Genomic DNA, 25,743 nt, shown 5'->3' on the forward strand with positions numbered 1-25,743 from the left:
AAGGAGTATGACCAGGGCACGGGTAGGCTTGGCCTGGAGCGTTCATAAATGGCGATCAGGATCGGCGAGGTAAAGTCGTCCAGCCTTTCGGATGACAAGAAGGAAGTCATCGTCGGCGGAAGCGGGAAATATATTGGCGATGTCGAGCTGAAAATCGCGCGCGAGTGCCTGGACGATTTTATCGATGCCCTGGTCAGCGCGCGGGGCACGCTGGAGCCAACCCTTGCCGTGGCAGTTCCCAGTGCGGGCTCCGCCGTGGTTCCCAAGCGGAATGCTCGATCGGAAGGCAACCCGAATGAAGTCAGATTTGAAATTCCGAAGACCTTCGCCGTGACGGCGGACACCGAGGGCAGGGGCCTGGTCCTGCTTATTCTCAATCACCGGCTGGAAAACCAGGAAGGATATGCGCTGTCCCCGGATGCCGCACGTCAAGTAGCTGCGGGGCTGACCAAGAGCGCGGACGCATTGCTCGCATCCCCGGTTGCCGGCGAACTAAACAAGTGAGCTCACGGATGTGCGTTAAAAATCAACCTGCGTCCGTCCGGTAGCCGGACGTAGATAGCAGCTTGCCGCGACCCGGCGACCGAGGTGCTGACGAAGTCAGGCGAACAGCCCCGCGCCAGCCGGCGTGAACTTCGCGGTTCTCACCATGAAAGCGGCCGCGCACTTCAACCAGCAGGCGGATCGGTTCGGCGCAGCGTCGTTACCCAGATGACGCGCGCTACCTGCTGCGTCGGATTGTCGAACATGTGCGGCACGATGCTCGGGAAGCGGAAACTGTCGCCCGCCTCCAGGACATGGGCTTCGTGGTCGAGCCACAGACGCAGGCTGCCCGACAATATGTAGCCCGCCTTTTCACCGGTGTGCTGGAAGAAGTCGGTGCCCGACGAGCCGCCAGGGTTGAGCGTGAGTTCATAGAGTTCGAGTTCACCCTTCTCGGCAGGGGTGAGCGCTTCCTTGACGACGCCGCTGGCGGTGAGCCGAAGCAGCCGACGGTCATTCTTCCGCACGATGTAGCGCTGCGGCTCGCCGGCGTCGGTTGCTCCGAAGAAATAGGAGATCGGCACGTCGAGCGCGATGCTGAGGAGACGCAACGTGCGCACGGACGGCATGGCGAGCGCGCGTTCGAGCTGGCTGATCATGCCGGTGGACAGGCCGGTACGTTTGGCGACGTCCTGAATCGAGAAGCCTGCGCGCTGGCGCAGCAGCCGCACGGTTTCGCCGAGACGCCGCTGGTCGACCGCGTCGTCGCTTTCGATCGCCTGGGCGTTCTTCGGAATGCTCGCGCCGCTGCGGCCACCCATGTCGTTCTCCATATCTCGCCGCCCAACCTTTTCGCGCCAGCGCCAAACGTCAGTCCTACTAAACTAACCAGTCATACCATCATTACGATTGACTCGATTATTTAGCTGTGATGAAATTTCTGTGCAAATATTTAGAAATGCTAAAGTTCGATCAATCCCCTCCATTGTCGGGTTTTCAACCCAGGCGCGGGGAAACGACGCCTCGTGCGGAAACGGAGAGGGTTCATGGCGGACAAAATTGGCAAGTTCGACGTTCCAGCGCTGGGCAATCTGAACCCCGGCATCCCGAACCGCCGGCAGTTCATGCTGCTCGGCGCGAGCGCTGCGGCGGGATTGAGCACTACGGCCTCGGCATTTGCGCAGACGGAACGTCCGGGCAATCCGCCCGCCAAGCCACGCGGGCAGGTGATCGCGGCCCTGTCGCAGGAGCCGACCGTCTTTCATCCCCTGATGCCCGGTATCGAGGTCGATCAGGGCGTTTGGTGGCAAGTGTTCTCGCCGCTATGGTTCATCGATCCTGATGGCAACTTCGTTCCTGACCTGGCCCGCGAAGTTCCCACCATCGAGAATGGCGGGCTGTCGGCCGACGGTCTGACCTGGAAGATCAAGCTGCGCAGTAACGCCAAGTGGCATGATGGCACGGCGTTTACGGCAGACGACGTCAAGTTCTCCCTCGAGCTGATCAACAACACGGATTTCCGCGCGCGCAACCGCGTCGGCCATAACCTGGTCAAGGACATCAAGGTCGTCGCGCCCGACGAGGTTCACTGGCGCATGGAGGCGCCGTATTCGCCCTATATGTCGATCCTGTCGCTGACCTGCATGGTGCCCAAGCACATTCTGGAGAAGGTTTCGGATCCAAACAGCTCGCCATTCCACAATGCGCCAGTCGGGACCGGACCGTTCCGTTGGGGCGAGCGCGTGCCGGGCGACCACATCCTGTTGCACGCCCATACCGGCTACCACGGCAAAGGGCCTTATCTGGAGCGCGTCGTCTTCAAGTACATCCCGGACCTGACCGTCCTGTACACCCAGTTCCGCACCGGCCAGGTCGATTACACGGGCTTGCAGGGAATCCTGCCGAACTTCGTGCAAGAGGCGAAAACGCTGCGTGGCCGCAAGATTTTCGTGTCGTCGACGGCCTCGGTGGAGCATGTCGCGCCGAACCTGGATTTCGGTCCATTCACCGACCGCACGGTGCGCGAGGCGCTTTATCTCGCGATCAACAAGAAGGCGATCATCGACGCGCTCAATTACGGCCTGCCGACGCAGACCGAGAGTTTTGTGCCGCAACAGGCCTGGTCGTTCCAGCAAGGCCTGCCGTGGCACAGCTACGATCCGGCGAAGGCCAATGCGCTGCTCGATGCGGCGGGATGGGTCCGCGGTGCGGGCGGCATCCGCGAGAAGGGCGGCGCCAAGCTCGAATTCACCAATTCGACCACGTCCGGCAACGCCGTGCGCGAGCAAACCCAGCAGTTGCTGATTCAGGACTGGCGCGCGATCGGCGCCGCGATGCGCGTGAACAACATGCCGGCTGCGGTCATCTGGGGCGAGTTCTGGCAGCAGTCGAAGTTCAACTCGGTCCTGGTGTCGGTGAACTTCATGCTGGGCAGCGATCCGGACGTGACGCCGCGCTTCGGCTCCGGCGCCATTCCGGCCAAGGGCGGACGCGGCTTCAACACCTATCAATACCAGAGCCCGGAGGCCGACCGGCTGCTCGCCGAGGGCGCCAAGCAGTTCGATCTTGCAAAGCGCAAGGCGATCTATGGTGACCTTCAGAAGCTGATCCGCAACGACCTTGCGGTGCTGCCGCTGTTCCAGGGCACCATCACCGAGGGCGTCAAGGAAGGGCTGCAGGGCTTCCGGCACAACATCAACGCTTCGTCCAACTGCTGGAACATCCGCGAATGGTACTGGACCTGACGCGTCTGATCCGGGGGATTGCCTGAATGGCCCGTTACGTCGCCAATCGCCTGATGCAGGCGATCATGTTGCTGGTGATCGTCTCGGCGCTCGGCTTTGCGATCCTCCATCTGGCGCCTGGCGGCCCGCTCTCGCAATTCGCCGCCTCGGCGCAAATGACGCAGGAGGACCTCGATCGCGTCACCAGGCAGCTCGGCCTCGATCGTCCGCTGCCGATCCAGTATCTCGACTGGTTCGGGCGCATGGTCAGAGGCGACTGGGGTCGCTCCTATCGGGACGGAGAGCCCGTGCTGTCCGTCATCGGCTCGCATCTTGGCGCCACGCTCGAACTGATGGCGACCGCGACCCTCATCGCGGTTCTGCTCGGCTGCTGGATCGGGGTGCTTGGCGCCGTGCGCCGCTATTCCTTGTTCGATTCGCTGGCAACCGTCGGCGCCATGATCGCGCTTTCCATTCCGACGTTCTGGTTCGGGCTCGTCACGATCTATCTGTTTTCGGTGAAGCTCGGCTGGCTGCCGTCCGGCAACCGGCACACGATCGGCGACGGCTCACTGCTCGATCTCCTGCATCATCTGATCGCACCGGCCGTCGTGCTGGCGCTTGTCGAGACCGCCATCTGGGGACGCTTCATGCGCTCCTCGATGCTCGAGGTCATCAACCAGGATTACATCCGCACGGCGCGCGCCAAGGGGATGCCGGAGTGGCGCATCCTGACGGTGCATGCCTTGCGCAACGCCCTGCTGCCGATGATCACAGTTGCGGGCCTTCAGTTTCCAACATTGCTCGGCGGCGCGCTGGTCACCGAGACCGTCTTCACCTGGCCCGGCATGGGCCGGCTGTTCCTCGATTCCATCGGATATCGCGATTATCCGGTCGTGATGGGCATCCTGATGTTTTCGGCCATGATGGTGCTGATAGGTTCGCTTCTCGCCGACATCCTTTATGCCGTCGTCGATCCTCGGATCAGGGTGGGATAGGCGATGAGCACCGCAGCCTTGCAGACCGTCCAACTTGCTCCCGGCCAGGCCGCCTGGCAGCGCTTCCGGCGTCACAAACTGGCTTTGGCGGGTGCCGTGACCATCGTCATCCTCGTGCTGGGTTCGGCATTCGGTCCTTATCTTTTGCCGTTCGACGACACCTATATCGACATCATGAAGCGGTTCGCGCCGCCATTGTCGGGAGCTCACATCCTTGGCACCGACGAGCTTGGCCGCGACGTGCTGGCGCGGCTGATGATGGGAGGTCGGGTGTCGCTCTCCATCGGCATCGTCGCGATGACCATCGCCATGGCGGTCGGCATCCTTGTCGGCGCTTTCGCGGGCTTCTACGGCGGCGTCATCGGTGCCGTGCTGATGCGGTTCGTCGATGCCGTGCTGTGCTTCCCGGCGATCTTTCTGCTGCTGGCGCTCGCGGCGCTCACCGAGCCGGGTCTGATGACCACCACCTTGCTGATCGCGGCCACCGCGTGGATGAGCGTCGCCCGCGTGGTGGAAGCGCAGGTCCGTTCGCTTCGCGAACGCGAGTTCGCGATCGCCGCCGTCGCCTTCGGGTCGTCGAACCTGCGGATCATGTTCCGCGAACTCGTGCCCAACGCGATGGCGCCGATCGTGGTTGCGGCCACGCTCAACGTCGCCAAGGCGATCCTGCTCGAATCCTATGTCAGCTACCTCGGATTCGGCATTCAGCCGCCGGCCGCGAGCTGGGGCAACATGCTCAACAATGCGCAGATCTATATGACGAGTGCGCCCTGGCTTGCGATTGCGCCGGGCATTGCCATCACGCTCGCCGTGACCAGCTTCAACTTCCTCGGCGACGGACTGCGCGACGCGCTCGATCCGCGCATGAACATCCCATGAAGCGCAATTTTACTGTCAGGAGAGTCTCATGTCCCCGCCACTCAGCCGCATCACAAGCGACGAACGCTTGCCGGCGCAAGCCGATGTCGTCGTCATCGGCGGTGGCGTCATCGGCGTTTCGGCGGCCTATCACCTGGCGAAGAAGGGACACACCGTCGCGCTGATCGAGAAGGGGCATGTTGGCGCCGAGCAGTCGAGCCGCAACTGGGGTTGGTGCCGCCAGCAGGGCCGTGCCCGCGCCGAGATCCCGCTGGCCCGCGAGGCGCTGCGGTTGTGGGAGGACATGCAGAACGACGCCGGCGTCGATGCCGGCTTTCGGCGTACCGGCGTCTTGTTCCTGACCAAGAACCCGCAGGAACTGGCCGCCTGGGAGAAATGGGCCGAGATCGCGCGCGAACAGCAGGTTCATTCAACCGTCTTGTCGGCCGCCGAGGTCGCCGAGCGCGTGCCCGGCAATGCCGACACCTGGGTTGGCGGTTTGCACACGCCGAGCGACGGGCGCGCCGAGCCTTCGATGGCCGTGCCGGCGCTCGCGGCCGCCGCGCGCAAGCACGGCGTCACGATTCATCAGGGCTGCGCCGCGCGCGGGCTCGAAACCCAGGGCGGGCAGGTGAGCGCGGTCGTCACCGAGAAGGGGGCCATTCGCACGCAGTCCGTGCTGCTGGCGGGAGGGGCGTGGTCGTCGCTGTTCTGCCGGCGTCACGGCATCGAGCTGCCGATCGGCCTCGTCAACGCCACCGCGTGCCGCACCACCCCGGCGCCGGAAATCACGATGGGCGCGCTCGGCACCGACTTCTATTGCATCCGCCGCCGCCTCGATGGCGGCTTCACGCTGGCGCTGCGCGGCCGCGGCACGGTGGAAGTGTCGCCGGATCTGTTTCGCTATGCCAAAACCTTCTGGCCGACCTACAAGCAGCGCCGCAAGGGACTGAAGCTGTCGTTCGGAAAGTCGTTTTTCGATCAGATCATGCGCGGCACCAGCTGGAGCCTCGACAAGCCTTCGCCGTTCGAGACCGAGCGGGTGCGCGATCCCGCGCCTGACATGTCGCTGGTCAATTCGGCGCTCGCGGCGCTGATCAAGTCAAACCCTGATTTGAAGGGCATCGAAGTCGCGGAGGCCTGGGGAGGCACCATCGATACGACGCCCGACACCATTCCGGTGATTTCACGTGTCGATGCGATGCCGGGGTTCTTCCTCGCGACCGGCTTCAGCGGTCACGGCTTCGGCATTGGCCCGGCAGCCGGCAAGCTCGCTGCCGACCTCGTCACGGGCGACACGCCGCTGGTCGATCCGGCGGCCTATAGCCATACGCGCCTGATCGACGGCCGGCCGCTGGCGCCGGTCAGCCTGTTCTAGCGGTATCGGATCGGCCCGCGCCATGACATTCCTCTACAAGGCGAACGCGATCCGAGGTGTGGAATGGGCGCGCTTTTTTGCGGAGCGTGCCCCGGAGCTGCCGTTCCGGCTCTGGCCCGATGTCGGCGATCCGGCAGAGGTGCGCTATCTCGCGGTGTGGAGCCCGCCGGAAAACATCGCCGCAACCTTCCCCAATCTCGAACTCATCTTCTCGGTCGGAGCAGGGGTCGATCAATTCGATTTCTCGCAGATCCCACCCCATGTTCCGCTGATCCGCATGCTGGAGCCCGGCATCGCGGAGGGCATGGTTGAATATGTCACCATGGCCGTGCTTGCGCTGCACCGTGATCTCCTGCACTTCATCGACCAGCAACGGGAACAGACATGGCGCGAGATCCGGGTCACGCCGGCTGCGAAACGGCGTGTTGGCGTGATGGGCCTCGGCTTGCTCGGTCTGGCGGTGCTTGAACGGCTCAAACTATTCGGCTTTCCGCTTGCCGGGTGGAACCGCTCCCCACGCAGCATAGAGGGTGTCAGTTGTCATGCGGGCCGGGAGACATTGCCGGACTTCCTCGCGCAGACCGACATCCTTGTCTGCCTGCTGCCGCTGACCGATGAAACCCGCGGCATCCTGAACACAGGTCTGTTCGAGGCGCTGCCGCACGGTGCTAAACTCGTCAATGTCGGGCGGGGCGGGCATCTGGTCGAGGCAGACCTCATTGCGGCTCTGGAGCGCGGCCTGTTGTCGTCAGCCGTTCTTGACGTCACCAAGCCCGAGCCGTTGCCGGCGGGCCATCCGTTCTGGAGCCATCCGCGCATTCTCCTTACGCCACATATTGCGAGCATGACGACGCCGCAAGCGGCGGTCGAATTCGTGCTCGATACTATCGGTCGCCACCGCCGCGGTGAAGCGTTGCCGGGGCGAGTTGATCGTGAACGCGGCTACTGAAACGGTAGATTGAAAGCTCAAGATGAGTATTGGCCCAAGCGGACTTGACCATCTCGCCACCGGCGTGAAGCCGGCCCAGGCAGCGGGTTCGCCGGTCCTGTCGATCGCGGGTCTGACCACCTCGTTCATCCGCGATGGGCAATGGATTCCCGTCGTCCGGAACGTATCGTTCGACGTTGCCGCGAAAGAGACGGTGGCGATTGTCGGGGAATCTGGCTCGGGCAAGAGCGTCACCGCGCTCTCCATCATGCGGCTCATTCCGCAAGAGAGCGGCCGCATCGAGGGCAGCATCAAGCTCGCGGGCCGCGATCTCCTGACGCTGCCCGAACAGACCATGCAGGATGTGCGCGGCAACGAAGTTGCCATGATCTTCCAGGAACCGATGACCAGCCTCAATCCGGTGCTGACCATCGGCTTCCAGATCGCCGAAGCGCTGATCTACCATCGGGGCATGTCGCGCGCGGCGGCCGAGGCCGAGACCGTTCGCCTGCTCGAGAGGGTCCGCATCCCGGCGGCGAAGTCGCGCTTCCATGAACATCCCCATCGCTTCTCCGGCGGCATGCGCCAGCGCGTGATGATCGCCATGGCGCTAGCCTGCAGGCCGAAGCTGCTCATCGCCGACGAGCCGACCACCGCGCTCGACGTCACGATCCAGGCGCAGATCCTCGAATTGCTCAAGGTTCTGCAGGAGGAAGAGGATATGGCGATCCTCTTCATCACGCATGACATGGGCGTAGTGGCCGAGATCGCGGACCGCACCGTGGTGATGTATGACGGCCAGGCGGTCGAGGCCGACAGCACCGCGCGGATCTTCGCCGCGCCTTCGCATCCTTATACCCGCGCGCTTCTCTCGGCCGTGCCGCGTCTCGGCTCCATGGAAGGGCGGGCGCGGCCGATGCGATTTCCGATCGTCGACAAGGTGACGGGAACGTCGGACGAACCGACGGAGACGCCCGATACGGTCGCGGCATCGGAACGGCCGGTGCTCGACGTCGCCAACCTGACCACGCGGTTTCCGATCCGCTCCGGCCTGTTCGGCAAGGTCTCGGGCCGCGTCCATGCGGTGGAGAACATATCCTTCAGCGTGCACGCCGGCGAAACACTGGCGCTTGTCGGTGAGTCCGGCTGCGGCAAGTCGACGACGGGCCGATCCATCCTCAAGCTGGTCGAGCCGGACAGCGGCTCCGTGCTGGTCGATGGCGAGGATGTCCTCGGCATGGGCGCCTGGGCCCTGCGCTCCTTGCGCAAGCGCATGCAGATCGTCTTCCAGGATCCGTTCGCGAGCCTCAATCCGCGCATGTCGGTCGGCTCGGCGGTCGCCGCGCCGCTCTATGCCCATGGACTGGCTTCCTCGTCGCAAGCGCGCGACAAGGTTGCCGATCTGTTGGTTCGCGTCGGACTGACGGCAGATATGGCGTCGCGCTTTCCGCACGAGTTCTCCGGCGGGCAACGCCAGCGCATCTGCATCGCCCGCGCGCTGGCGCTCGGGCCCAGGTTGATCATCGCCGACGAGGCGGTCTCGGCGCTCGACGTTTCGGTCAAGGCGCAGGTGGTCAATCTGATGCTCGATCTTCAGGCGAGCATGGGCCTTGCCTATCTGTTCATTTCCCATGACATCGCGGTCGTCGAGCGGATGAGCCACCGTGTCGCTGTCATGTATCTCGGAGAAATCGTCGAGATCGGACCCCGCGCGGCGGTGTTCGGGAATCCGCAGCATCCCTATACCAGGAAGCTGATGGCGGCCGTACCGATCCCCGATCCCGCGCGGCGCGCCGAGAAGCGCGGTGTATCCAACGACGAAATCAAGAGTCCGGTGCGCGCGCCCGACTACCAACCTCCGATTCGCCAGTACCGCGAGGTCACGCCGGGTCATGTCGTCCAGGTCTGGGGCGAAGAATGGTCGGGCTAGAGCCGTTTCCGTTCCGATGGAATCGGAACGGGGCTCTAGATTCTTGATTTGACGCGTTTTCTTGACGCGAACCGGTGTCCACTTCGCTGGAAAACGCTCTGACCGGTATCCCGAATCGCGTGTGAGCGCGCCTGCTCAGCCCTTCACCATATCGCCGAGCAAGTTCGCCGCCACCGTCAGCTTCGCGAGCGTCAGGCCGCTGGCCACAATCTCCTCGACCGAGCGGCGGATGCGCGTCGCTTCAGGATGAGCCGCCAGCCAGTTCCCGGCGGCCTCCTGGCCGCATTGGCCGGTTGCCAGCATGTCGGCAGCCAGTCTTCTTTCGGCGGCTGCGATCTGGTCAATGGCGCGATCAATGGCGAGACGTTCGTAATTATCGTTGGCCGGGACGCTGCGTGCCGCGGCGATAAGGCGATCGAGACGGAAATTGGCCTCGGCAGCGAAGAAGGTAGCGGCGGCGTCGCCGATGGTCCGGCTGGTGCGCTCCGCTACAGTCACGATATCCGGTGCCGAGACCAGGGCGTCGAGATCGGCGATCTCGCCTGCGAGGTCGGCTGGGACGCCGGCATCGATCAGGTCCTGCCGTCGCTTGCTGCGCCCGGCCTGCATGTCCTCCGGAAGGGTCTTGTCGAGTCCGGCGAGGATCTCGCGGATGCTCGGGCCGAAGCGCGCGATGACCGAGTCCAGACCGGTCTTGAAATCGACGTTGCGCACATACCAGACCATACGGGAGAGCAGGAGATCCTGAAGCGCGGCGTAGAGGGTAAGCTGCAATTGCCCGTCGATGCGGGTGTCGAGCGCATCGATCGCGTCGTTCAGCCGCTTCAGACCGTAGGTTTCATCCACCGCCACGAAGGCCATCACAATAGTCGACACCTCGGCGTCCGTCTCGTCGATCAGGCGCACGACGCACGCCGGGCCGCCACGATTGATGACGGCATTGGCGAGGTTGGTGGCGATAATCTCCCGCCGAAGGCGATGCTGTTCCACTGCAGCGGGGAATTTGTCCTCAAGCTCGCGCGGGAAGTACTGAGACAATTCGCGGGCAAGATACGGATCGTCAGGCACGCTGGCGGCGAGCAGATCGTCGTAAAGCGTCAGCTTGGCGTAAGCGAGCAGCACGGCAAGTTCCGGCCGGGTCAGCGATTGGCCGCGCCGGGCGCGTTCGGCGATCGCCGCGTCGTCGGGCAGGAATTCCACGGCGCGGCTGAGAAGGTCGCGCTGTTCGAGCGACTGCATCAGGCGCGCGAGGAAGCCCGTCTCTGCCAAGCCCTTGCGTTCGGCCAGAGAAAGCGCCAGCGTCTGCAGATAATTGTTGCGTAGCACCAGGGCGCCGACCTCGTCGGTCATCGCGGCCAGCAGGCTGTTGCGGTCAGCCGCACTGAGGCTTCCCTCGCGCTCGGGGCGCGCCAGTGCGATCTTGATATTGACCTCGACGTCGGAGGTGTTCACGCCGGCCGAATTGTCGATCGCGTCGGTGTTGAGCCTGACGCCTTTCTGCGCAGCTTCGATGCGGCCGCGCTGGGTCACGCCAAGGTTGGCGCCCTCGCCGATCACCCGGGCGCGGATATCGGCGCCGGTGACGCGGATCGGATCGTTGGCGCGATCGCCGACCTGATCGTCGCTTTCCCCGGACGCGCGGATATAGCTGCCGATGCCGCCAAACCAGAGCAGGTCGACGCGCGCTTTCAGAATCGCCGTCATCACCTCGAACGGCGTGGCTTGCGGCTTGTCGAGGTCAAGCAGGGTGCGCACTTCCGGAGCGAGCGCAATGGCCTTGAGAGAGCGCGAGAACACGCCGCCGCCTTGCGAGATCAGCCCCTTGTTGTAATCCTGCCAGCTTGAGCGCGGCAGGTTGAACATGCGCAGGCGTTCGGCGTGGCTGACGGCCGGGTCGGGCGAGGGATCGATGAAGATGTCGCGGTGATCGAAAGCCGCGACCAGCCTGGTCGCCGGCGAGAGCAGCATGCCATTGCCGAACACATCGCCGGACATGTCGCCCACGCCGGCGACGGTGAACGGCATGGTCTGAATGTCGGTGCCGAGTTCGCGGAAGTGGCGCTTCACTGCCTCCCAGGCGCCGCGCGCCGTGATCCCCATCTTCTTGTGGTCATAGCCCTGGCTGCCGCCGGAGGCGAAGGCATCGCCGAGCCAATGGTTCTTCTCGGTCGAGATCGCGTTGGCGATGTCGGAAAAGGTGGCGGTGCCCTTGTCGGCGGCGACGACGAGGTAAGGATCGTCGCCGTCATGCCGCACGGTGGAGTCGGGCGACACGATGTCGTCGCCGTCGAGATTGTCGGTGAGTTCGAGCATGGAGCGAATGAAGATGCGATAGGCTTCGGTGCCTTCGGCCATGAAGGCGTCGCGATTGGAGGGTGGCGGCAGGCGTTTTGGCACGAAGCCGCCCTTGGCGCCGACTGGCACGATCACGGCGTTCTTGACCTGCTGGGCCTTGACCAGGCCGAGGATCTCGGTGCGGAAATCCTGCGGCCGGTCAGACCAGCGCAACCCGCCGCGCGCGACCTTGCCGAAGCGCAGATGAATACCTTCGACACGCGGCGAATAGACGAAGATCTCGTAGAGCGGCCGCGGGGCCGGCAGGTCCTCGATCTTGCGCGCGTCGAACTTGAACGAGATCACCGGACGCGGATGTCCGTCCTGGCCGATCTGCCACAGATTGGTGCGGATGGCTGCCTGCACCAGATTGGTGAAGCGGCGCAGGATGCGGTCTTCGTCGAGCGAAGCGACGGATTGGAGCTGCTCCTCGATCTCGGTGAGGAGGGTCGCCTCACGTGCCGAGCGCTCGGCGTCGGTGGCGGCGAGGCGCGGATCGAGGCGGGCCTGGAACAGCGCGACCATGCTGGCGGTGATCGCGGTGTTCTTGCGCAAGGTCTCCCACATGTAGTCCTGGCTGAATGGAGCGCGGATCTGGTGCAGGTAGCGGGAGAGCGCGCGGATGGTCGAAACCTCACGCCAACTCAGGGCCGTACGCAGGATGAGGGCGTTGTATCCGTCGGATTCGGCCCGATCGCCGACCACCGCCATGATCGAGGCTTCTAGGCGATGGCCGAATTCCGAGCTGATCACGATCGGCTTGCCGTCGTTGGCCTCGATCGTCATGTCGTGCAGCCATACCGGCGCCGGCGCCGGCATGGCGCGAGGCACGATCTGATAGGTGCGCTCGTTGACGACGCGCAGGCCGTGATGTTCGATCACCGGCACCCGGTACGACAGCGACAGGGGCGCGCCAAGTGAGAAGACCTTGAGACCGAAGCGCGTTGGATCGTCCTCGCCCTCGATGTGGTGGGCCGAAATCGCCACCGGTCGCGCCGGGGTGAGCTTTTCGATGGTGGCGATATCGGCAATCGCCTGCGAGGTGCCGAAGGCCTCGGTGTAGCCGCCGGTGAAGGCCTGGGCGTAACGGTTGGCGAGCATGCGCGCCCGCATGCCGTCGGTGGAGGCGGCGAGCGCCGCCTTCAGCTTGTCGCCCCAGGTCGCGGCGATGGTGCTGATCTCGGATTCCAGCATAGCGCGCTCGACGACAGGCGTTTTGCCCTCATAGCGGCCGATGATGTAGTGGACGCGCGCGAGCGATCCTTCGGGGAAGGAAGCGTACGAGGCGGCCACGCGCCCCTTGTAGACCTGCGCCAGGAAGTCCGCGACGCGCGTGCGCACATCGGTGTCATACTTCTCGCGCGGAATGAAGACGAGGATAGAGACGAAACGGTCGAACTTGTCGGCCCGTGCCAGCGCCCGCACGCGGGGACGCTCATAGAGCGTCAGCACATCCATGACGAAATTGTAGAGCGTTGTGGCATCGAGCTGGAAGAGCTCGTCGCGTGGATAGTCTTCGAGGATATGCAGGACCGCCTTGCCTGAGTGACTGGCCGGGTCGAAGCCGGCGCGCTGCAACACCTGCTCGACCTTGTGGCGGACATAGGGGATCTGCCGCGCCGAGCGGGTATAGGCGCCCGAGGTGAACAGGCCGACGAGGCGCAACTCGCCCTCGAGCCGCCCGTCGGGCGCATAGAGTTTGATGCCGACATAATCCATGCGGACGCGCCGATGAACACGGCTGTTCACATTGGCCTTGACCACCATTAGGACGGTCGGCTCGCGCATGAATTCGCGGATTTCCGGCGTCATGACCACCATTTCGGCGCCGCGTCGGAGAACCTTCACATCGGGATCACGCAGGATGCCGAGGCCTTCGCCCGTGCTGATGTCGTCCGACGCATCGGCGTCGGGCGAGAATCGGTATTCGCGCAAGCCCAGGAAGGTGAAATTGTCGGCGCACAGCCATTGCAGGAACTGGTTGGCTTCGGCGACCTCGTCGATCGGCAGCGGCGGCGGATTGGAGCGGAAGGTCATGATCGCCTGCTCGACCCGGGCGCGCATGGCCCGCCAGTCGGCGACGCAGGCGCGCACGTCGTTGAGCGTCCTGGTCAGGCCTTCGATCAGCTTCTGGCGGTCGGCATCGGCGTCCAGCCGCGCGATGTGGAAATGAATCAGGCTTTCGCGTTCGCCCTTTGCTCCCTCCGGCAGCGCTTCGCCGTAGAAATGCAACAGCTTGCCTTGCTCGTTGCGCTCCACGGCGATGATCGGGTGGGCGACCAGCGTGACCTCGATGCCCCGATCGGCGAGCTCCGCCATGGTGGAATCGAACAGGAAGGGCATGTTGTCGTTGAGAACTTCGAGCACGGAAATCTCGCGCCCATCGGGCATCATCGGATTGACGACGCGGATGTCGGCACGGCCCGTCGTGCGTTGCTGCACATGCTCCCAGGCCTGTTCCGCCAGGAAGGCCAGGGAGGCCGCATCGTAGTTGGCGAGGTCCTCGAGATTGGTATGGCCGAACAGATGCTCGGCAAAGGATCGGGGCGCCTTGCCCGGCTGCACGTTACCCGCGGCTTCGCGGATCAGGGTCGCCCGGGCCTTGTCGTCACGCCACGACGCCATAAGGTCCTCCATTTCTCTCGCCGTCTGACCGCAGCCGCGATCGTTCGCTGGATTCTGGAGTGCATCTCTTTGGGCGCATCGCTTTTGGCCGAGGATTGATCGCGTACGCGCAATCCTCGGTCTCGGAACCTCAGCAGCCCTCGATGATTATGCCATCAAATCTCGGGAAATGCATCTTCAGTATGCGTTTCGGCCGACTTCGAGAGGGCTTGACTTGCTGGCAGGTCGGTTATCGGAGGTCGGGAAAGGTCACCCGCCGCGGCGCATTTGCGCAAGCCTTGCTGGTAAAGCTTACGAACGAGGAATTCTTGCAGCAGGGGGTGGGGCGCTCCGCCGTTACCAAAAGCCTGCGATTTCCTGCGCCAAACTACGGTCTTCGAGGCCGAATCTTGCGCGGCTGATCGCGGCTCCGCCGGTGGCAGTAAAGCTCACCGGCGGTCGCAGACGATTGCAGGGTCAGGCTGCTTTGGCTTTCGATTTCGCCACGTGGGTTGCGATCGCATCCATCAGCGGCGGCGACAGGCAATCATAGGGCTCGAGCCCGAGCTCTGTGAGGCGGGATCTGATCCCCGACATGTCGGACGGAGCAACGCCGGCTTCGATCACGGACGATACAAACGCGGCAAACCCTGGCGCCGCCGAACCGGCTTCCTGGAATAGTTCGGGGTGGATGAAGTCGAGGCCGTAGAACGGATGTCCCTTGTTCTCGATCCGGCCGTACATATGCGTGCCGCAGGCCTTGCAGGCGTGGCGTTGGATCGCCGCCGACGCATCGACAATTTGCAGCTTGTCGCCGTTTTCCAGCACCGACACGTTTTCGCGTGGCACGACCGCGACCACCGAGAAGGTTGCCCCGGCGGGCTTCCAGCATTTGGTGCAGCCGCAGGCGTGGTTGTGGGCGACATCACCCTTGATGCCGACCTTGACCGCCTTGTCCGCGCATTTGCAGACAAGGGTGCCGCCGGCAAAGCTGCCCGACCCTTTCTTGACGCCGCTGTCGACCGATGGGTGGATGTGAACAGTCATGGGCCTATCCTCCTTATGTTTGACGTTCTTTGACTTTAGAAAACGACGACCGAACGGATCGACTTGCCCTCGTGCATCAGATCGAAGCCCTTGTTGATCTCCTCCAGCGTGAGGACGTGGGTGATCATCGGGTCGATCTCGATCTTTCCGTTCATGTACCAGTCAACGATCTTCGGGACATCGGTACGGCCGCGCGCGCCGCCGAATGCAGTGCCTTTCCACACCCGGCCGGTCACCAGCTGGAACGGCCGGGTCGCGATTTCCTTGCCGGATTCCGCCACCCCGATCACGACAGAGACGCCCCAGCCGCGGTGGCACGCCTCGAGCGCCTGGCGCATCACTGTCGTGTTGCCGGTGCAGTCGAAGGTGTAGTCGGCGCCGCCGTCGGTGAGCGTGACCAAATGCGCAACGATGTCGCCGCCGACCTTGGTCGGGTTGACGAAATGGGTCATGCCGAATCGGCGGCCCCATGCTTCCTTGCTGTCGTTGATGTCGACCCCGATGATCTTGTCGGCGCCGACCATTTTGGCGCCCTGAATCACGTTGAGTCCGATTCCGCCAAGTCCGAACACCACTACGTTGGCGCCCGGTGTGACCTTGGCGGTGTTGACCACCGCGCCGACCCCGGTCGTCACGCCGCAACCGATGTAGCAGCTCTTGTCGAACGGGGCGTCTTCGCGGATCTTCGCCAGCGCAATTTCCGGCAGCACGGTAAAGTTCGAGAACGTCGAGCAGCCCATGTAGTGGAAGACGGGCTTGCCCTTGTAGCTGAACCGCGACGTGCCGTCGGGCATCACGCCCTTGCCCTGCGTGGCGCGTATCGAGGTGCAGAGATTGGTCTTGCCGCTCAGACAGCTTTTGCACTGGCGGCATTCGGGTGTGTAAAGCGGGATCACATGGTCGCCCGGCTTCAGTGACGTGACGCCCGCGCCGACCTCGCGAACGATGCCGGCGCCCTCATGGCCGAGGATCGAAGGAAAGATTCCTTCGCTGTCGAAACCGTCAAGCGTATAGGCGTCGGTGTGGCAAATCCCGGTCGCCTTTATCTCGACAAGGACCTCACCAGCCTTCGGCCCCTCGAGGTCGACCTCGACGATTTCGAGCGGCTTTTTTGCTTCGAAAGCCACAGCAGCGCGCGTCTTCATTCTCAACTCCACTTTTCGTCTTGAGGGCGCTGCAAGGACACCTGTCCCCCGCGCTCACTCCGGATGATCACTTCCTGCCCATACAAGAATTCTCCGCCTCGGTGTAGGCGTCAGGCTTGTCTTCCTTCTTGGCAGGACGCACGCGCCCGACCGCGTCATTGGCGCGGGCGCGCAGATAGATGTAGAGGTCGTCCATGTAGCAGGCCACGTTCGGATTATCGCCGAGCGCCGGCATCACGTTCTCCTGCGACGAACTCACGTTCTTGCGGCCGCTCGCGACAACGCCGACGAAGTCTCCGTAGCTCATGGTCTTGACCGAATCGGTGAGGGCAGGGGCGTAGGTCGATCCCATCCCGTCGGGGCCGTGGCAGACATGGCATTCCGAGTGATAGCGGCGATATCCGGAGTAGGTGTACCAATCCACCGTGCCGTCAGGGGCGACCTTGTAGGTCGGGGTGCCTTCCTTGTCGAAGTACTTTCCGTCCTCGGACTTGACGGCAGTCGGATCGACCGCGTCTGCAGCGAGGGTAATTCCGCCAGATACCGCGACGATCATCGCAGCGCCCACAAACCAGATTGTACGCAAGAGCTTGTCCTTCGGGATTCGTTGGGAAGTGCTCCGGCGCATGGAGTAGTCCATGCGCCGGAACGTAGCGGTTCAACTCACTGCGGCAGGGCGAAGACGGTCAGCGATCCGCCGAGCGCCGTGTAGTTGCTCAGCGCAGCGTAGCCGCCGACCGCGCCGAGACCAGCGGTCGGATCGGTCAGACCGGCCGCAAGGCCGATGCCCGCCCAGCCACCGACGCCGGACAGAATTGCGACATACTGCCGGCCGCCCTGCTCATAGGTCGTGACGTTGCCGATGATGCCGGACGGGGTCCTGAACTTGTAGAGTTCCTTGCCCGTCTTGGCATCGACCGCCTTGAGGTAACCTTCGAGCGTTCCGTAGAACACCACGCCGCCGGCGGTGGCGAGCGCACCGGACCACACCGAGAACTGCTCCTTGTTCGACCACACGATCTTGCCGGTCTTGTTGTCCCAGGCAATGAAGTTGCCCATGTGGGATTCGCCGGGGGGTGGGTACATCGAGAGCGTCGCCCCGACATAGGGCTGGCCTGCGGTGTAGCTCACCTTGAACGGCTCATAGTCCATGCAGACGTGGTTGGTCGGCACATAGAACAGCTGGGTGTCCGGCGAGTAGGCTGCCGGCTGCTCGTCCTTGGTGCCGAGCGCGGCCGGGCAGATGCCCTTGGTATTCTTGTCCTCGCCGGTCTGTTCGGTCGAATATTGACTGACGACCTTGGGACGGCCGTAGGTCGGCGAGCTCTTGTTCATGTCGACGCCGGTGGTCCAGTTGACCTTCGGATCGTACTTCTCGGCCACCAGCAACTCACCGTTGACGCGGTCGAGCGTATAGGCGAGCCCGTTGCGGTCGAAATGGGTGAGAAGCTTGCGTTCGGTGCCGTTGACCTGCTGATCGCTCAGGATCATTTCGTTGACGCCGTCATAGTCCCATTCGTCATGGGGCGTCATCTGGTAGACCCAGCGGGCCATTCCGGTGTCGGCATTGCGGGCAAAAATGGTCATCGACCACTTGTTGTCGCCCGGGCGCTGCTTCGGGTTCCAGGTCGACGGATTTCCCGACCCATAGTAGACCATGTTGAGCGCGGGGTCATAGGACAGCCAGCCCCATGTGCAGCCGCCGCCGATCTTCCACTGATCGCCTTGCCAGGTCTTGATGCTGGAATCTTTGCCGATCGGCTTGCCGAGATCGGTGGTCTTGTCGGGGTCGACCAGGATCTGATCGTCCGGCCCTTCGGAGAAGGCCCGCCATACCTGCTTGCCTGACTTGAGGTCGTAGGCGGTGACGTGACACTGCACGCCGAACTCGCCGCCGGAGATGCCAACCAGGACCTTGTCCTTGATGACGAGCGGTGCGGAAGTGCCGGTTGCGCCCTTGCCAGGATCGCCGTTCTTCACCGACCACTCAAGTTTGCCGGTCTTGGCGTCGAGAGCGACCAGCGTGGTGTCGGCCTGGTGCAGGAAGATCTTGCCGTCGCCGTAGGCTACGCCACGGTTTACGGTGTCGCAGCACATCACCGGAATGACGTTCGGATCCTGCTTCGGCTCGTACTTCCAGACGATCTGTTGGTCCTTGGATAGGTCAAGGGCATAGACCTTGTTTGGGAACGGGGTGTGGACGTACATCATGTTCCCGATGATGAGCGGTCCGCCTTCGTGGCCACGCAGCACGCCGGTCGAGAAGGTCCAGGCGACCTGGAGCTTGCCGACATTGGCTGCCGTGATCTGGTTCAGTTTCGAGTAGCGTGTATTGGCGTAGTCGCCTGCCGGCATCACCCAATCCTTCGGGTTCTGCGACATTTTGATCAATTCCTCGTTGGCTACGGCGCTGCCCACGGCGAACGCCGCCATGGAACCAAGACAAGTTGCAAATAGCAGTCTGCGCATTGCGTCCTCCCACTGATGAAGCCCAGGTACCGCCGAGGTGGCGGCCCACTTTTTCGATTTTGTCCCGTATCTTTATCCCGTTCGGGAATGGGAAACTTGCCCAAGAGGGAAGGGCATTTGCTCCAAAGCGAACCTCGGCGAACTTTCTGTTTTCTCCCGAAATCGCTGTGGGCGTTGCCACACATAAGGCAGCGGTTTGGGCCGCCGCTGTGCGGCGCACTACGACGGATGTCGCACGGTCGAGGCGAACCTTCCCCTTGACGGCGCAGAAACTAAGTCGGAGGATTGTCAAGTGGATGCCGGGACATACGTTGCTTAGGCAACAACGACCGTTCTAAATTGAGGTAAATCAAACTTCACCGTGACCGAGTCTCCCGCGGCAACAGTTACGTTTCTCGAATCGGTGGCTGGAAATGGTTGATACGCTCCACTCGCTTACCACTTCGGGATTGTCGCCGAAGAAGCAGATACAGTGCTGGTCTGATGCACTGACGGATCTTTGCGGCCAATTTGACATAGATCCGTTGAAAGCTTCGTCGCTCGAAGCGCGTGTCAACTACACGACGGTCTCAAAGCTGAAGCTCTGTCAGATCGAGGTCAGCCAGCACCGCATCGCGCACACCGTGTCTCGTTCAAAAGCCAGCGAGCATCCCTACGTCAAGATATTGTTTCAGACGCATGGCGTTTCCTATTTCGAGCAGGAGGGCCGTCGCATCGATCTGATGCCCGGCGATTGTCTTGCCTACGATGTATCCTGTCCGCACACGATCGTAAGTCCGGCGCTGACGCGGCACGAAGTGGTCATCGTGCCGAAGGCGCTGCTGCAGGAGCGCGGCTTCCATACGGCGCGGATGTCGGCGTGCAAGCTCTCGGCGCGCACAGGCACCGGCCGCATTGCCTATGACTTCGTTCATGCCGCATTTGACCAGGCCGCCAGACTGTCGCCGAACAACGCGGTCGTCGTCGCCGATTCGCTGATCGATCTGTTGCTGTTGCCGCTGCGCGAGGCGGACGCGAGTTTCGATCGCGGCGGCCCCGAGGCGATGTATATTCGCGCTCAGGCCTTCATCCGCGAACATCTGCGCGATCCTGATCTGTGCATCGATCAGATTTCCGCCGCACTGGGCTGCACCAAGCGTTATCTGCACATGCTGTTCAGCGACCGGGGCATGACCGTCAGCGACTATATTTGGCAGGCACGGTTGCAGAACTGCCGCCACGAACTGGAGACGCACGGCGGCAAGACCGTCACGGATGTCGCATTCTCATGGGGCTTTTCGAGTTCGTCCCATTTCAGCCGGGTCTTCCGCAGGTATTTCGGCATTGTTCCGTCTTCGATCCAGAAGGCGCAGCACAGCAGCCCGGCTCCGGACGCTTCCTGAGTTTCTCAACTCTCCTGATCTGAACCCGATCCGTAGATCGAAGCTCCGATAGCGCAGCGGCTCGTCGCCCAGTCGGAGCCTTGCCTGGCCCGGTTCCATACCGGTTTGGGCGGCACGAACATTGCTTTGATCATCCCGCCGGAGAACACAGGAGCGGGACGGATGAAGCGAATCATCCTTTTTCTCGGAATTTTCGGTTGTTCCGTTACAGGGCTCGGCGCGCGCGACCTTGGTCAATGGGAAAACGCGGATACTGCGATCCGGCAGTGGTACCAATCGCTGATGCAGCCCGACGCTCCCGGCGCATCATGCTGCGGCGAGGCTGACGCCTACTGGGCTGATGAAATCCACGTCCGGGATGGCAAGACCTACGTGCGCATTACCGATGACCGGCCGGATGAACCGCTCGGCCGGCCCCACGTCAAGAACGGAACGGAAATCGAAATCCCGCACTACAAGCTCAAATGGGACCAGTCGAACCCGACGGGGCACGGCGTCGTTTTCATGAACCGCAACGGTCACGTGTTCTGTTACGTCCAGCCCGGCGGCGTATGAGCGCTTGATCAGCCCATCGGAACATGCGGGCAGATGCTCGGCCGCATCTGGGACCCACGCTTGTCGATCGGCACGTTGCAATTGTCGATCCGCTGCTCGTCCATCCATTTCCTGCCGAGCCGCTCCTTGCCGGTCAGCGTTGCAGGCGGGTTTGCCGAGGCAGGTGCCGGTTGCTCGAGTTGCGAGTTGTCCTGGGCCTCGGCCGCTGGCGCGAGGCAAATCGCGAGGAGGGCTCCGAGCGTTCCGCAGATCAATGGTCGCATGTGATTAGCCTCGCAAATTGAAGTCACTGATCGGAACATGAGGTGCGCCCGATTAAACAACAGCGAGATTCGACCCGCCACCCGGAACCCGTGGCGTCCGAACCGGTTGCTCCTCCGTCCTGACGTGCCGGGGCGCACGGCAGCTCCAAGGAGGATCAGATGAACACGAAACGACTCATTCTCGCGGCTTGCTCGATCGCTGTTTTGAGCATCGGCAGCGCAATGGCCGCCCCCTGCGACACCACCGGTCGCGCCGCAAATCTGAAGGACGCGGGTTCCGGACCTGCATCGGTTGGCACCGGCCAGACCACCGGCATGGCTTCCGATGCCAAGGAACACGCGCCAACCAGCACGATGAATCGTGCAGCCAGCGACGTTGCAGCGTCTTCGCAGGATACGCAAAAGCAGATGCAAGGTCAGCCGACGGCGGCGCAGCAGGCCCAAGGCGCCAAGTCTGATCAGCAAATGGCCGAAAAGGCTTGCGATTAGGCCAGCTGTAATTAAGCCGGGACCGCCGATCATGATCGGCCGCGGCTAGCCGCGACAGAACAGAGGTGTTCGGCGCCGCCGCGTCGATCAGCTTCAGGGCCCGTCCTTGGGTGGAAGAATCGGAGCGGGTAGCGGCGCGAATTCGATGTTGCCGGCTTCACCGGTCAGGAACGATAGATCGAGCGGACCGCCGCTCATCGGATCGCCGCCCGGCGCAGCCGTCGGACGCAGCGTCGAGACATCGGAGGGTCCCTCAGGCGCGGGTTGTCCATTGCCGGATCCGTAATCGGCCGCGCGCCCGCCCTGCGGATGGCCTTTCATGATCTCGTCGCGCGCCGCGGTCACCTTATGTGCGAGTGCCGCGGAATAGGGCAAGCGATGGGCCCGCGGCTGACCGCTCGGAAGATTGGCGGCATCGAGTTCCTCGACCCAGATGTGCACCGCGCCGGGATCGCGATCGAGCGGGTTCGGCTCGACGACCCGCGCCCACAACAATTGGAACTGCGACGGCAGCGGCGCGGGCGCCGACCAGCCGGCCAGGCCTTCGATGCGGAAGAACGCCACGCAGTAGTAGACGCTGGTGACAAGCACGGCCGCTGCCTTGAGCTGCCAGGATACGCGGGCGCGCAGCACAAAGATCAGCAACAACGCCGCCAGCAGCGCGTAGGCAATCGATAGACCCAGGATTTCCTTCTGCAGTTCCATGGGGTCAGCCACTTTTGCTCATTCGGCTGCGCAGCGTCTGCAACAGCGACTTCTCCTGATGGTTGACATCGACGATGCCGCCGCCGGCGTCGATCGAGAAGCGGACGGCAGTGCGTTCGGTGCCCGCGTTTTGCATCATCATCTTGGCGTAATGGACCACCTGAACCGTCGGATTGAGCTTCTCGACCTTGACCGAGACCGGCACGGGTTCGCGGCCCATCGCGATAAAATGGTAGATATTCACGATGTATTCGCCGGCGACGATGCCGCGGATGCTGGCCGTCTCCTGGCGGATCGGCGACAGCACCTTGCGGCCGTTGACCAGAATGAAATCGTTGGCGCCACCGCGATCGTCGCGGTCGAGCAGCATGAATCCGGCCTCGCGCCGCCGATACCAGACCATATTGCCAAGCGGGTCCTGAACGAACATGTCGAAGTCATCAGGATGCTGATCGGGCCAGGCCATCGTCACCAGGAATTCCGCCTTGCTGTCGATCTTGCCATCCTTTGCCTCGGGCGCGATGGCCAGCAACGCGACGAAGAACAGGAAGGCGAGGACCTGCAACGCCTTGAACAGCATGACCGCGAACGGATCGAACGGCTCCTCCTGCGGCATGAGGTCATATTCGTCGATCATTCCGCTGCCTCAGGCCTGTTCTCCAGGATCGAAACCACGCGGACTTCCGTCAGCCCGACGGCGAAGGCAAACAACTTCGCGGTCGCGTCGTCGAGCATGTAGTACTGGATCCTGACGAGGATGGAACCGACGAGACCGGCGAGCGTCGTGTACATGGCGACCGCCATGCCGTCGCTCATCAGATTCATCGAAGACCTGACCGTGCTGCGGTCGCTGGGATCAAGTCCCGCAATTGGCGCCAGCATCATGATGAATCCGATGATCGTACCGAGCAGGCCCAGCTTCATCAGCGTGTCGCTGGCGAAGGCGCCGAACTGGTTGGAGCCGCGTAGCCGGCTGGCCAGCCCGCGCAGCAGCAGCGTCTGATCGAGCTTGCGGGATCCCTGCAGGCGTGCCTTGACGGCAAGGTCGCGAATGTGAGCCGCGACCAGACCGGTTGGAAGCTGGCCGGCGCCCTCGACGACGACGGAGTCGCGGTCAAGATCAAGGCGACCCGATCCAGACGCGATCAACGCGCCAGTGCGGCGCGCCGCATCGCCCTCGCGTGCGATCACGATCGTACGCCACAGGCAGTGTAGCGACGTCGCAACATAGAGCAGAGCGATGATCGGCGAGAGATAGGTGCGATCGCCAGCGATCATCTGCCGAACGAGGCCGAAGCGCCACAACAGAAAGAACGCAAAAATCCACAGCCCGGTGAAGACCAGCCATCTCAACAGAGGCCCGCGGTCACCAAAAGAATCAAGATCGCCACTCGCCGTTGGCATCCGGACACCTCGATCCACCCAAGAACCTCGACCCAAGAGAACGCCAACCTTCCACATGTCGCATGGGCAGGCAAACCGAATTCGTCAAATGGCGATTCAAGGTTCCGTTGGCACAAAGTCTTTCACGGCCCGTGCGCTATTGCACTGATGTCGCGCGCCGATCCGGTGTTCCGTATTTGCCTAGGAGCGAAGTGACTTTGTCCGAGAGAGAAATATTGGCGGCCAGGTGCGGCACTCCATCGTTGTGCCGTCGATGTTCCGTACTTGCGCTGCGTCCGGGGCCGCCCTAGGTTCTGCTCCGGCGTGAACGTCGCGCCAAATTAGTTGGGAGGACCCCGAATGACTTGGAAGACTCCGAAAATCGTCGAAGTGTCGGTGGGCATGGAAATCAACATGTACGCCTGCGCATCGCGCAAATAGACTGCATCGAAACGTTCTGCCCGGCTCTGGCTGCACTCTGCTGCTTCGAGCCGCGGCAGGCGTCCGGTTCAAGATTTAGTCCGGCGCGAGATTTGGTCCGGCTCAGTATTTCAGAACATCGCCTCGCGAAATCACGCAGCGCCCAACTCCCCTTGCATTGATCGGCTCGTGTCGAAAGTCTCGAAGCCGTCAGGCTTCTTGCAGCAGGAGCTTTGCAATTCCATTTTCCCTCATTGGCGCCCTCGCGCCGCCACTGGCTGCGATAGCCGGAATTCCGGGAATACGCCCTCCGATTCCTTGGCCGCCGCCATCTGCGCCATGCTAGGGTGTCGGCAGTGACGCCTCGTTCATTCCCGTCGTTTTCATTCCTGTGGCTCGTGGATGCCAATTCGTTCGAACACCTGCCGGGCGCTATTCGTCTGTCTCTCCATGCTGCTTCCGGGTGCTGTTCGCGCGGAGGGCATTGATACCGAGCATCTGTTCGGCTTCATGATCGGCACGGATATCGGCAGTGTCGGCGAGCGCGAGCTGCAGAGCGAGACCACCGGACGATTTTCCAAGAATGGCGGAAAGTACCGCACGATCGGTCAGGAATTCGAATTGGAATTCGTGCCTGCCAAAAATGTTCGGGTGGAGTTGGGAACCAGCTTTGCGTCCCATTACATCCGCGGCGTTCCAGGTCTGGAGGATCGGCGCCAGTTGTCGTGGGAAGGCGTGTCGGTGGACCTGCGCTACCGGTTTCTCGATCGGGACGCGGCCCCATTTGGCTTTACCGTCGCGGTAGAAAGCCACGGCAGCCGCATTGACGAGACTACGGCAGCGGCGGTGCGAAGCTACGGGGCGGGACTAACGCTGGCGTTCGACCGCGAAATAATTCCGAACGTCGCCGTCGCTGCGGTCAATCTGATCTACCAGCCGGAATGGACGCGCGTTGTCGGCACCGGAGCCGCAGAGCAGGAATCGACCATCGGCGCCGCGCTTGCCTTGATGGTGCAAACACGTCCGGGCGTCTTTCTCGGCGCTGAAGCCCGCTACCTCAGGCAATATGAAGGGATCGGGTTGCAGGAATTCGAAGGCCAGGCGCTGTTCGTCGGGCCCACGGCCTATTTTCAGTTGTCGCCGCGCTCACGATTGACCGCGGCCTGGAGCATTCAGGCATGGGGACGTCCGGCCGGATCGAATGCGGCGCTCGATCTCGTCAACTTCGAACGCCATCACGCACGGCTGATTTTCGGCGTTAACTTTTGAGCCTGCGCGGCTGACACGAGGTCGCGCCGGGTACCGGATTTTCGCGGTGTGGTGAAACTTTTCGCTGCCTGCTACGTAGCTGTTTGTGTTATCTATTCAACGCACTAGCTTTGGATCTCAGGCATGAATGCGATCGATCTGGTACTGACAGTGTGTGCCGTGCTGTCGCCGGCCACCTGCGAGGAGAGGCACCTGGTGTTTTCCTCGGATGTTTCCCCGCGGCAATGCGTCATGGCTGCGCAGCCCTATATCGCGCAATGGGTCGGCGAGCATCCGAAATGGACCGCGGTCAAGTGGCGTTGCGAGTATCCGCACCACAACGACCGGGCGGACAAGGGCGAAGTGACGCCCGCAGGCTGAAGCCATCCTGTCAGGCTGCC

General features: G+C 62.8%; 23 protein-coding genes. 13 read left to right on the top strand and 10 right to left on the bottom strand.

Features of this window, described 5'->3' with window-relative positions:
- Window positions 1-48: 48 nt before the first annotated feature.
- Window positions 49-504, top strand: a complete 456-nt coding sequence (locus ABIE49_RS27165; protein WP_192736697.1) for a hypothetical protein — start codon at window positions 49-51, stop codon at window positions 502-504.
- Window positions 505-668: 164 nt separating this feature from the next.
- Here ABIE49_RS27165 and ABIE49_RS27170 read toward each other — a convergent pair whose 3' ends face one another.
- Window positions 669-1,304: a helix-turn-helix domain-containing protein gene (locus ABIE49_RS27170; RefSeq protein ID WP_192736696.1), complete on the bottom strand. Its 636-nt coding sequence runs from the start codon at window positions 1,302-1,304 to the stop codon at window positions 669-671.
- Window positions 1,305-1,529: 225 nt separating this feature from the next.
- Here ABIE49_RS27170 and ABIE49_RS27175 point away from each other — a divergent pair, with 225 nt between their 5' ends.
- Genes ABIE49_RS27175 through ABIE49_RS27200 form a run of 6 tightly spaced genes read left to right on the top strand, consistent with a single transcriptional unit; the run spans window position 1,530 to window position 9,298 of the window.
- Window positions 1,530-3,227, top strand: coding sequence for a peptide ABC transporter substrate-binding protein (locus ABIE49_RS27175; RefSeq protein WP_192736695.1), 1,698 nt, complete (start codon window positions 1,530-1,532; stop codon window positions 3,225-3,227).
- 26 nt (window positions 3,228-3,253) lie between these two features.
- Entirely contained in the window at window positions 3,254-4,204 is a 951-nt protein-coding gene (locus ABIE49_RS27180) for an ABC transporter permease (protein ID WP_192736694.1), read from the top strand.
- 3 nt (window positions 4,205-4,207) lie between these two features.
- Window positions 4,208-5,083 (top strand): ABC transporter permease, encoded by an 876-nt coding sequence (locus ABIE49_RS27185; RefSeq protein ID WP_192736693.1) that lies wholly within the window; start codon window positions 4,208-4,210, stop codon window positions 5,081-5,083.
- A gap of 28 nt (window positions 5,084-5,111) precedes the next feature.
- Complete coding sequence (locus tag ABIE49_RS27190) at window positions 5,112-6,440, top strand: NAD(P)/FAD-dependent oxidoreductase (protein ID WP_192736692.1); 1,329 nt, start codon at window positions 5,112-5,114, stop codon at window positions 6,438-6,440.
- Window positions 6,441-6,462: 22 nt separating this feature from the next.
- Entirely contained in the window at window positions 6,463-7,389 is a 927-nt protein-coding gene (locus tag ABIE49_RS27195) for a 2-hydroxyacid dehydrogenase (RefSeq protein ID WP_192736691.1), read from the top strand.
- A gap of 22 nt (window positions 7,390-7,411) precedes the next feature.
- Window positions 7,412-9,298, top strand: coding sequence for an ABC transporter ATP-binding protein (locus tag ABIE49_RS27200; protein WP_192736690.1), 1,887 nt, complete (start codon window positions 7,412-7,414; stop codon window positions 9,296-9,298).
- 135 nt (window positions 9,299-9,433) lie between these two features.
- Here ABIE49_RS27200 and ABIE49_RS27205 read toward each other — a convergent pair whose 3' ends face one another.
- The 5 genes from ABIE49_RS27205 to xoxF5 all read right to left on the bottom strand — a co-directional run bounded on the left by ABIE49_RS27205 (window position 9,434) and on the right by xoxF5 (window position 18,897).
- On the bottom strand, window positions 9,434-14,269 hold the full coding sequence (locus ABIE49_RS27205) for an NAD-glutamate dehydrogenase (protein ID WP_192736689.1): 4,836 nt from the start codon (window positions 14,267-14,269) through the stop codon (window positions 9,434-9,436).
- 444 nt (window positions 14,270-14,713) lie between these two features.
- A complete protein-coding gene (gene gfa / locus ABIE49_RS27210; RefSeq protein ID WP_192736688.1) occupies window positions 14,714-15,283 on the bottom strand; it encodes an S-(hydroxymethyl)glutathione synthase in 570 nt (189 codons plus the stop codon).
- Window positions 15,284-15,318: 35 nt separating this feature from the next.
- Window positions 15,319-16,428: an S-(hydroxymethyl)glutathione dehydrogenase/class III alcohol dehydrogenase gene (locus tag ABIE49_RS27215; RefSeq protein ID WP_192736687.1), complete on the bottom strand. Its 1,110-nt coding sequence runs from the start codon at window positions 16,426-16,428 to the stop codon at window positions 15,319-15,321.
- 67 nt (window positions 16,429-16,495) lie between these two features.
- The gene (locus ABIE49_RS27220; protein ID WP_192736932.1) at window positions 16,496-16,984 is read right to left on the bottom strand and encodes a c-type cytochrome, methanol metabolism-related; all 489 of its coding nucleotides are present in this window, start codon (window positions 16,982-16,984) and stop codon (window positions 16,496-16,498) included.
- A gap of 107 nt (window positions 16,985-17,091) precedes the next feature.
- Window positions 17,092-18,897: a lanthanide-dependent methanol dehydrogenase XoxF5 gene (gene xoxF5, locus ABIE49_RS27225; protein ID WP_192736686.1), complete on the bottom strand. Its 1,806-nt coding sequence runs from the start codon at window positions 18,895-18,897 to the stop codon at window positions 17,092-17,094.
- 413 nt (window positions 18,898-19,310) lie between these two features.
- On the opposite strand from xoxF5, the gene ABIE49_RS27230 reads away from it, so the two are divergent.
- Window positions 19,311-20,279, top strand: coding sequence for a helix-turn-helix domain-containing protein (locus tag ABIE49_RS27230; RefSeq protein WP_192736685.1), 969 nt, complete (start codon window positions 19,311-19,313; stop codon window positions 20,277-20,279).
- A 126-nt stretch (window positions 20,280-20,405) separates the two neighbouring features.
- Entirely contained in the window at window positions 20,406-20,834 is a 429-nt protein-coding gene (locus ABIE49_RS27235) for a hypothetical protein (RefSeq protein ID WP_354066993.1), read from the top strand.
- A gap of 8 nt (window positions 20,835-20,842) precedes the next feature.
- On the opposite strand, the gene ABIE49_RS27240 is transcribed toward ABIE49_RS27235, so the two are convergent.
- On the bottom strand, window positions 20,843-21,097 hold the full coding sequence (locus ABIE49_RS27240) for a hypothetical protein (RefSeq protein WP_192736684.1): 255 nt from the start codon (window positions 21,095-21,097) through the stop codon (window positions 20,843-20,845).
- Between the two features lie 159 nt (window positions 21,098-21,256).
- Here ABIE49_RS27240 and ABIE49_RS27245 point away from each other — a divergent pair, with 159 nt between their 5' ends.
- A complete protein-coding gene (locus tag ABIE49_RS27245; protein WP_192736683.1) occupies window positions 21,257-21,586 on the top strand; it encodes a hypothetical protein in 330 nt (109 codons plus the stop codon).
- Window positions 21,587-21,679: 93 nt separating this feature from the next.
- Here ABIE49_RS27245 and ABIE49_RS27250 read toward each other — a convergent pair whose 3' ends face one another.
- Genes ABIE49_RS27250 through ABIE49_RS27260 form a run of 3 tightly spaced genes read right to left on the bottom strand, consistent with a single transcriptional unit; the run spans window position 21,680 to window position 23,695 of the window.
- On the bottom strand, window positions 21,680-22,303 hold the full coding sequence (locus tag ABIE49_RS27250; protein WP_192736682.1) for a hypothetical protein: 624 nt from the start codon (window positions 22,301-22,303) through the stop codon (window positions 21,680-21,682).
- Entirely contained in the window at window positions 22,296-22,928 is a 633-nt protein-coding gene (locus tag ABIE49_RS27255) for a hypothetical protein (protein WP_192736681.1), read from the bottom strand. The genes ABIE49_RS27250 and ABIE49_RS27255 overlap by 8 nt, the downstream gene beginning before the upstream one ends.
- On the bottom strand, window positions 22,925-23,695 hold the full coding sequence (locus ABIE49_RS27260; protein WP_192736680.1) for a MotA/TolQ/ExbB proton channel family protein: 771 nt from the start codon (window positions 23,693-23,695) through the stop codon (window positions 22,925-22,927). The genes ABIE49_RS27255 and ABIE49_RS27260 overlap by 4 nt, the downstream gene beginning before the upstream one ends.
- A 339-nt stretch (window positions 23,696-24,034) precedes the next feature.
- Here ABIE49_RS27260 and pqqA point away from each other — a divergent pair, with 339 nt between their 5' ends.
- From pqqA to ABIE49_RS27275, 3 genes are all read left to right on the top strand, one after another.
- The gene (gene pqqA, locus ABIE49_RS27265; RefSeq protein WP_192736930.1) at window positions 24,035-24,115 is read left to right on the top strand and encodes a pyrroloquinoline quinone precursor peptide PqqA; all 81 of its coding nucleotides are present in this window, start codon (window positions 24,035-24,037) and stop codon (window positions 24,113-24,115) included.
- Window positions 24,116-24,496: 381 nt separating this feature from the next.
- Window positions 24,497-25,363 carry a DUF6662 family protein gene (locus ABIE49_RS27270; protein WP_192736679.1) on the top strand — a complete coding sequence of 289 codons (867 nt, stop codon included), beginning with the start codon at window positions 24,497-24,499 and terminating at the stop codon, window positions 25,361-25,363.
- Between the two features lie 123 nt (window positions 25,364-25,486).
- On the top strand, window positions 25,487-25,723 hold the full coding sequence (locus ABIE49_RS27275; RefSeq protein ID WP_192736678.1) for a hypothetical protein: 237 nt from the start codon (window positions 25,487-25,489) through the stop codon (window positions 25,721-25,723).
- Window positions 25,724-25,743: the final 20 nt, after the last annotated feature.

Origin of the sequence: Bradyrhizobium sp. OAE829 (genome assembly GCF_040546575.1) — a bacterium.
Lineage (GTDB): Bacteria > Pseudomonadota > Alphaproteobacteria > Rhizobiales > Xanthobacteraceae > Bradyrhizobium.

What these genes read in the sequence shown, in the direction of transcription:
- ABIE49_RS27165 (WP_192736697.1), top strand. Translation starts at nt 49, where the DNA reads ATGGCGATCAGGATCGGCGAGGTAAAGTCGTCCAGCCTTTCGGATGAC.
- ABIE49_RS27195 (WP_192736691.1), top strand. Translation starts at nt 6,463, where the DNA reads ATGACATTCCTCTACAAGGCGAACGCGATCCGAGGTGTGGAATGGGCG.
- ABIE49_RS27255 (WP_192736681.1), bottom strand. Translation starts at nt 22,928, where the DNA reads ATGATCGACGAATATGACCTCATGCCGCAGGAGGAGCCGTTCGATCCG.
- ABIE49_RS27215 (WP_192736687.1), bottom strand. Translation starts at nt 16,428, where the DNA reads ATGAAGACGCGCGCTGCTGTGGCTTTCGAAGCAAAAAAGCCGCTCGAA.
- ABIE49_RS27180 (WP_192736694.1), top strand. Translation starts at nt 3,254, where the DNA reads ATGGCCCGTTACGTCGCCAATCGCCTGATGCAGGCGATCATGTTGCTG.
- ABIE49_RS27245 (WP_192736683.1), top strand. Translation starts at nt 21,257, where the DNA reads ATGAACACGAAACGACTCATTCTCGCGGCTTGCTCGATCGCTGTTTTG.
- ABIE49_RS27170 (WP_192736696.1), bottom strand. Translation starts at nt 1,304, where the DNA reads ATGGGTGGCCGCAGCGGCGCGAGCATTCCGAAGAACGCCCAGGCGATC.
- ABIE49_RS27270 (WP_192736679.1), top strand. Translation starts at nt 24,497, where the DNA reads ATGCCAATTCGTTCGAACACCTGCCGGGCGCTATTCGTCTGTCTCTCC.
- ABIE49_RS27260 (WP_192736680.1), bottom strand. Translation starts at nt 23,695, where the DNA reads ATGCCAACGGCGAGTGGCGATCTTGATTCTTTTGGTGACCGCGGGCCT.
- ABIE49_RS27205 (WP_192736689.1), bottom strand. Translation starts at nt 14,269, where the DNA reads ATGGAGGACCTTATGGCGTCGTGGCGTGACGACAAGGCCCGGGCGACC.
- gfa (WP_192736688.1), bottom strand. Translation starts at nt 15,283, where the DNA reads ATGACTGTTCACATCCACCCATCGGTCGACAGCGGCGTCAAGAAAGGG.
- ABIE49_RS27240 (WP_192736684.1), bottom strand. Translation starts at nt 21,097, where the DNA reads ATGCGACCATTGATCTGCGGAACGCTCGGAGCCCTCCTCGCGATTTGC.
- ABIE49_RS27200 (WP_192736690.1), top strand. Translation starts at nt 7,412, where the DNA reads ATGAGTATTGGCCCAAGCGGACTTGACCATCTCGCCACCGGCGTGAAG.
- xoxF5 (WP_192736686.1), bottom strand. Translation starts at nt 18,897, where the DNA reads ATGCGCAGACTGCTATTTGCAACTTGTCTTGGTTCCATGGCGGCGTTC.
- pqqA (WP_192736930.1), top strand. Translation starts at nt 24,035, where the DNA reads ATGACTTGGAAGACTCCGAAAATCGTCGAAGTGTCGGTGGGCATGGAA.
- ABIE49_RS27185 (WP_192736693.1), top strand. Translation starts at nt 4,208, where the DNA reads ATGAGCACCGCAGCCTTGCAGACCGTCCAACTTGCTCCCGGCCAGGCC.
- ABIE49_RS27230 (WP_192736685.1), top strand. Translation starts at nt 19,311, where the DNA reads ATGGTTGATACGCTCCACTCGCTTACCACTTCGGGATTGTCGCCGAAG.
- ABIE49_RS27220 (WP_192736932.1), bottom strand. Translation starts at nt 16,984, where the DNA reads ATGATCGTCGCGGTATCTGGCGGAATTACCCTCGCTGCAGACGCGGTC.
- ABIE49_RS27175 (WP_192736695.1), top strand. Translation starts at nt 1,530, where the DNA reads ATGGCGGACAAAATTGGCAAGTTCGACGTTCCAGCGCTGGGCAATCTG.
- ABIE49_RS27190 (WP_192736692.1), top strand. Translation starts at nt 5,112, where the DNA reads ATGTCCCCGCCACTCAGCCGCATCACAAGCGACGAACGCTTGCCGGCG.
- ABIE49_RS27275 (WP_192736678.1), top strand. Translation starts at nt 25,487, where the DNA reads ATGAATGCGATCGATCTGGTACTGACAGTGTGTGCCGTGCTGTCGCCG.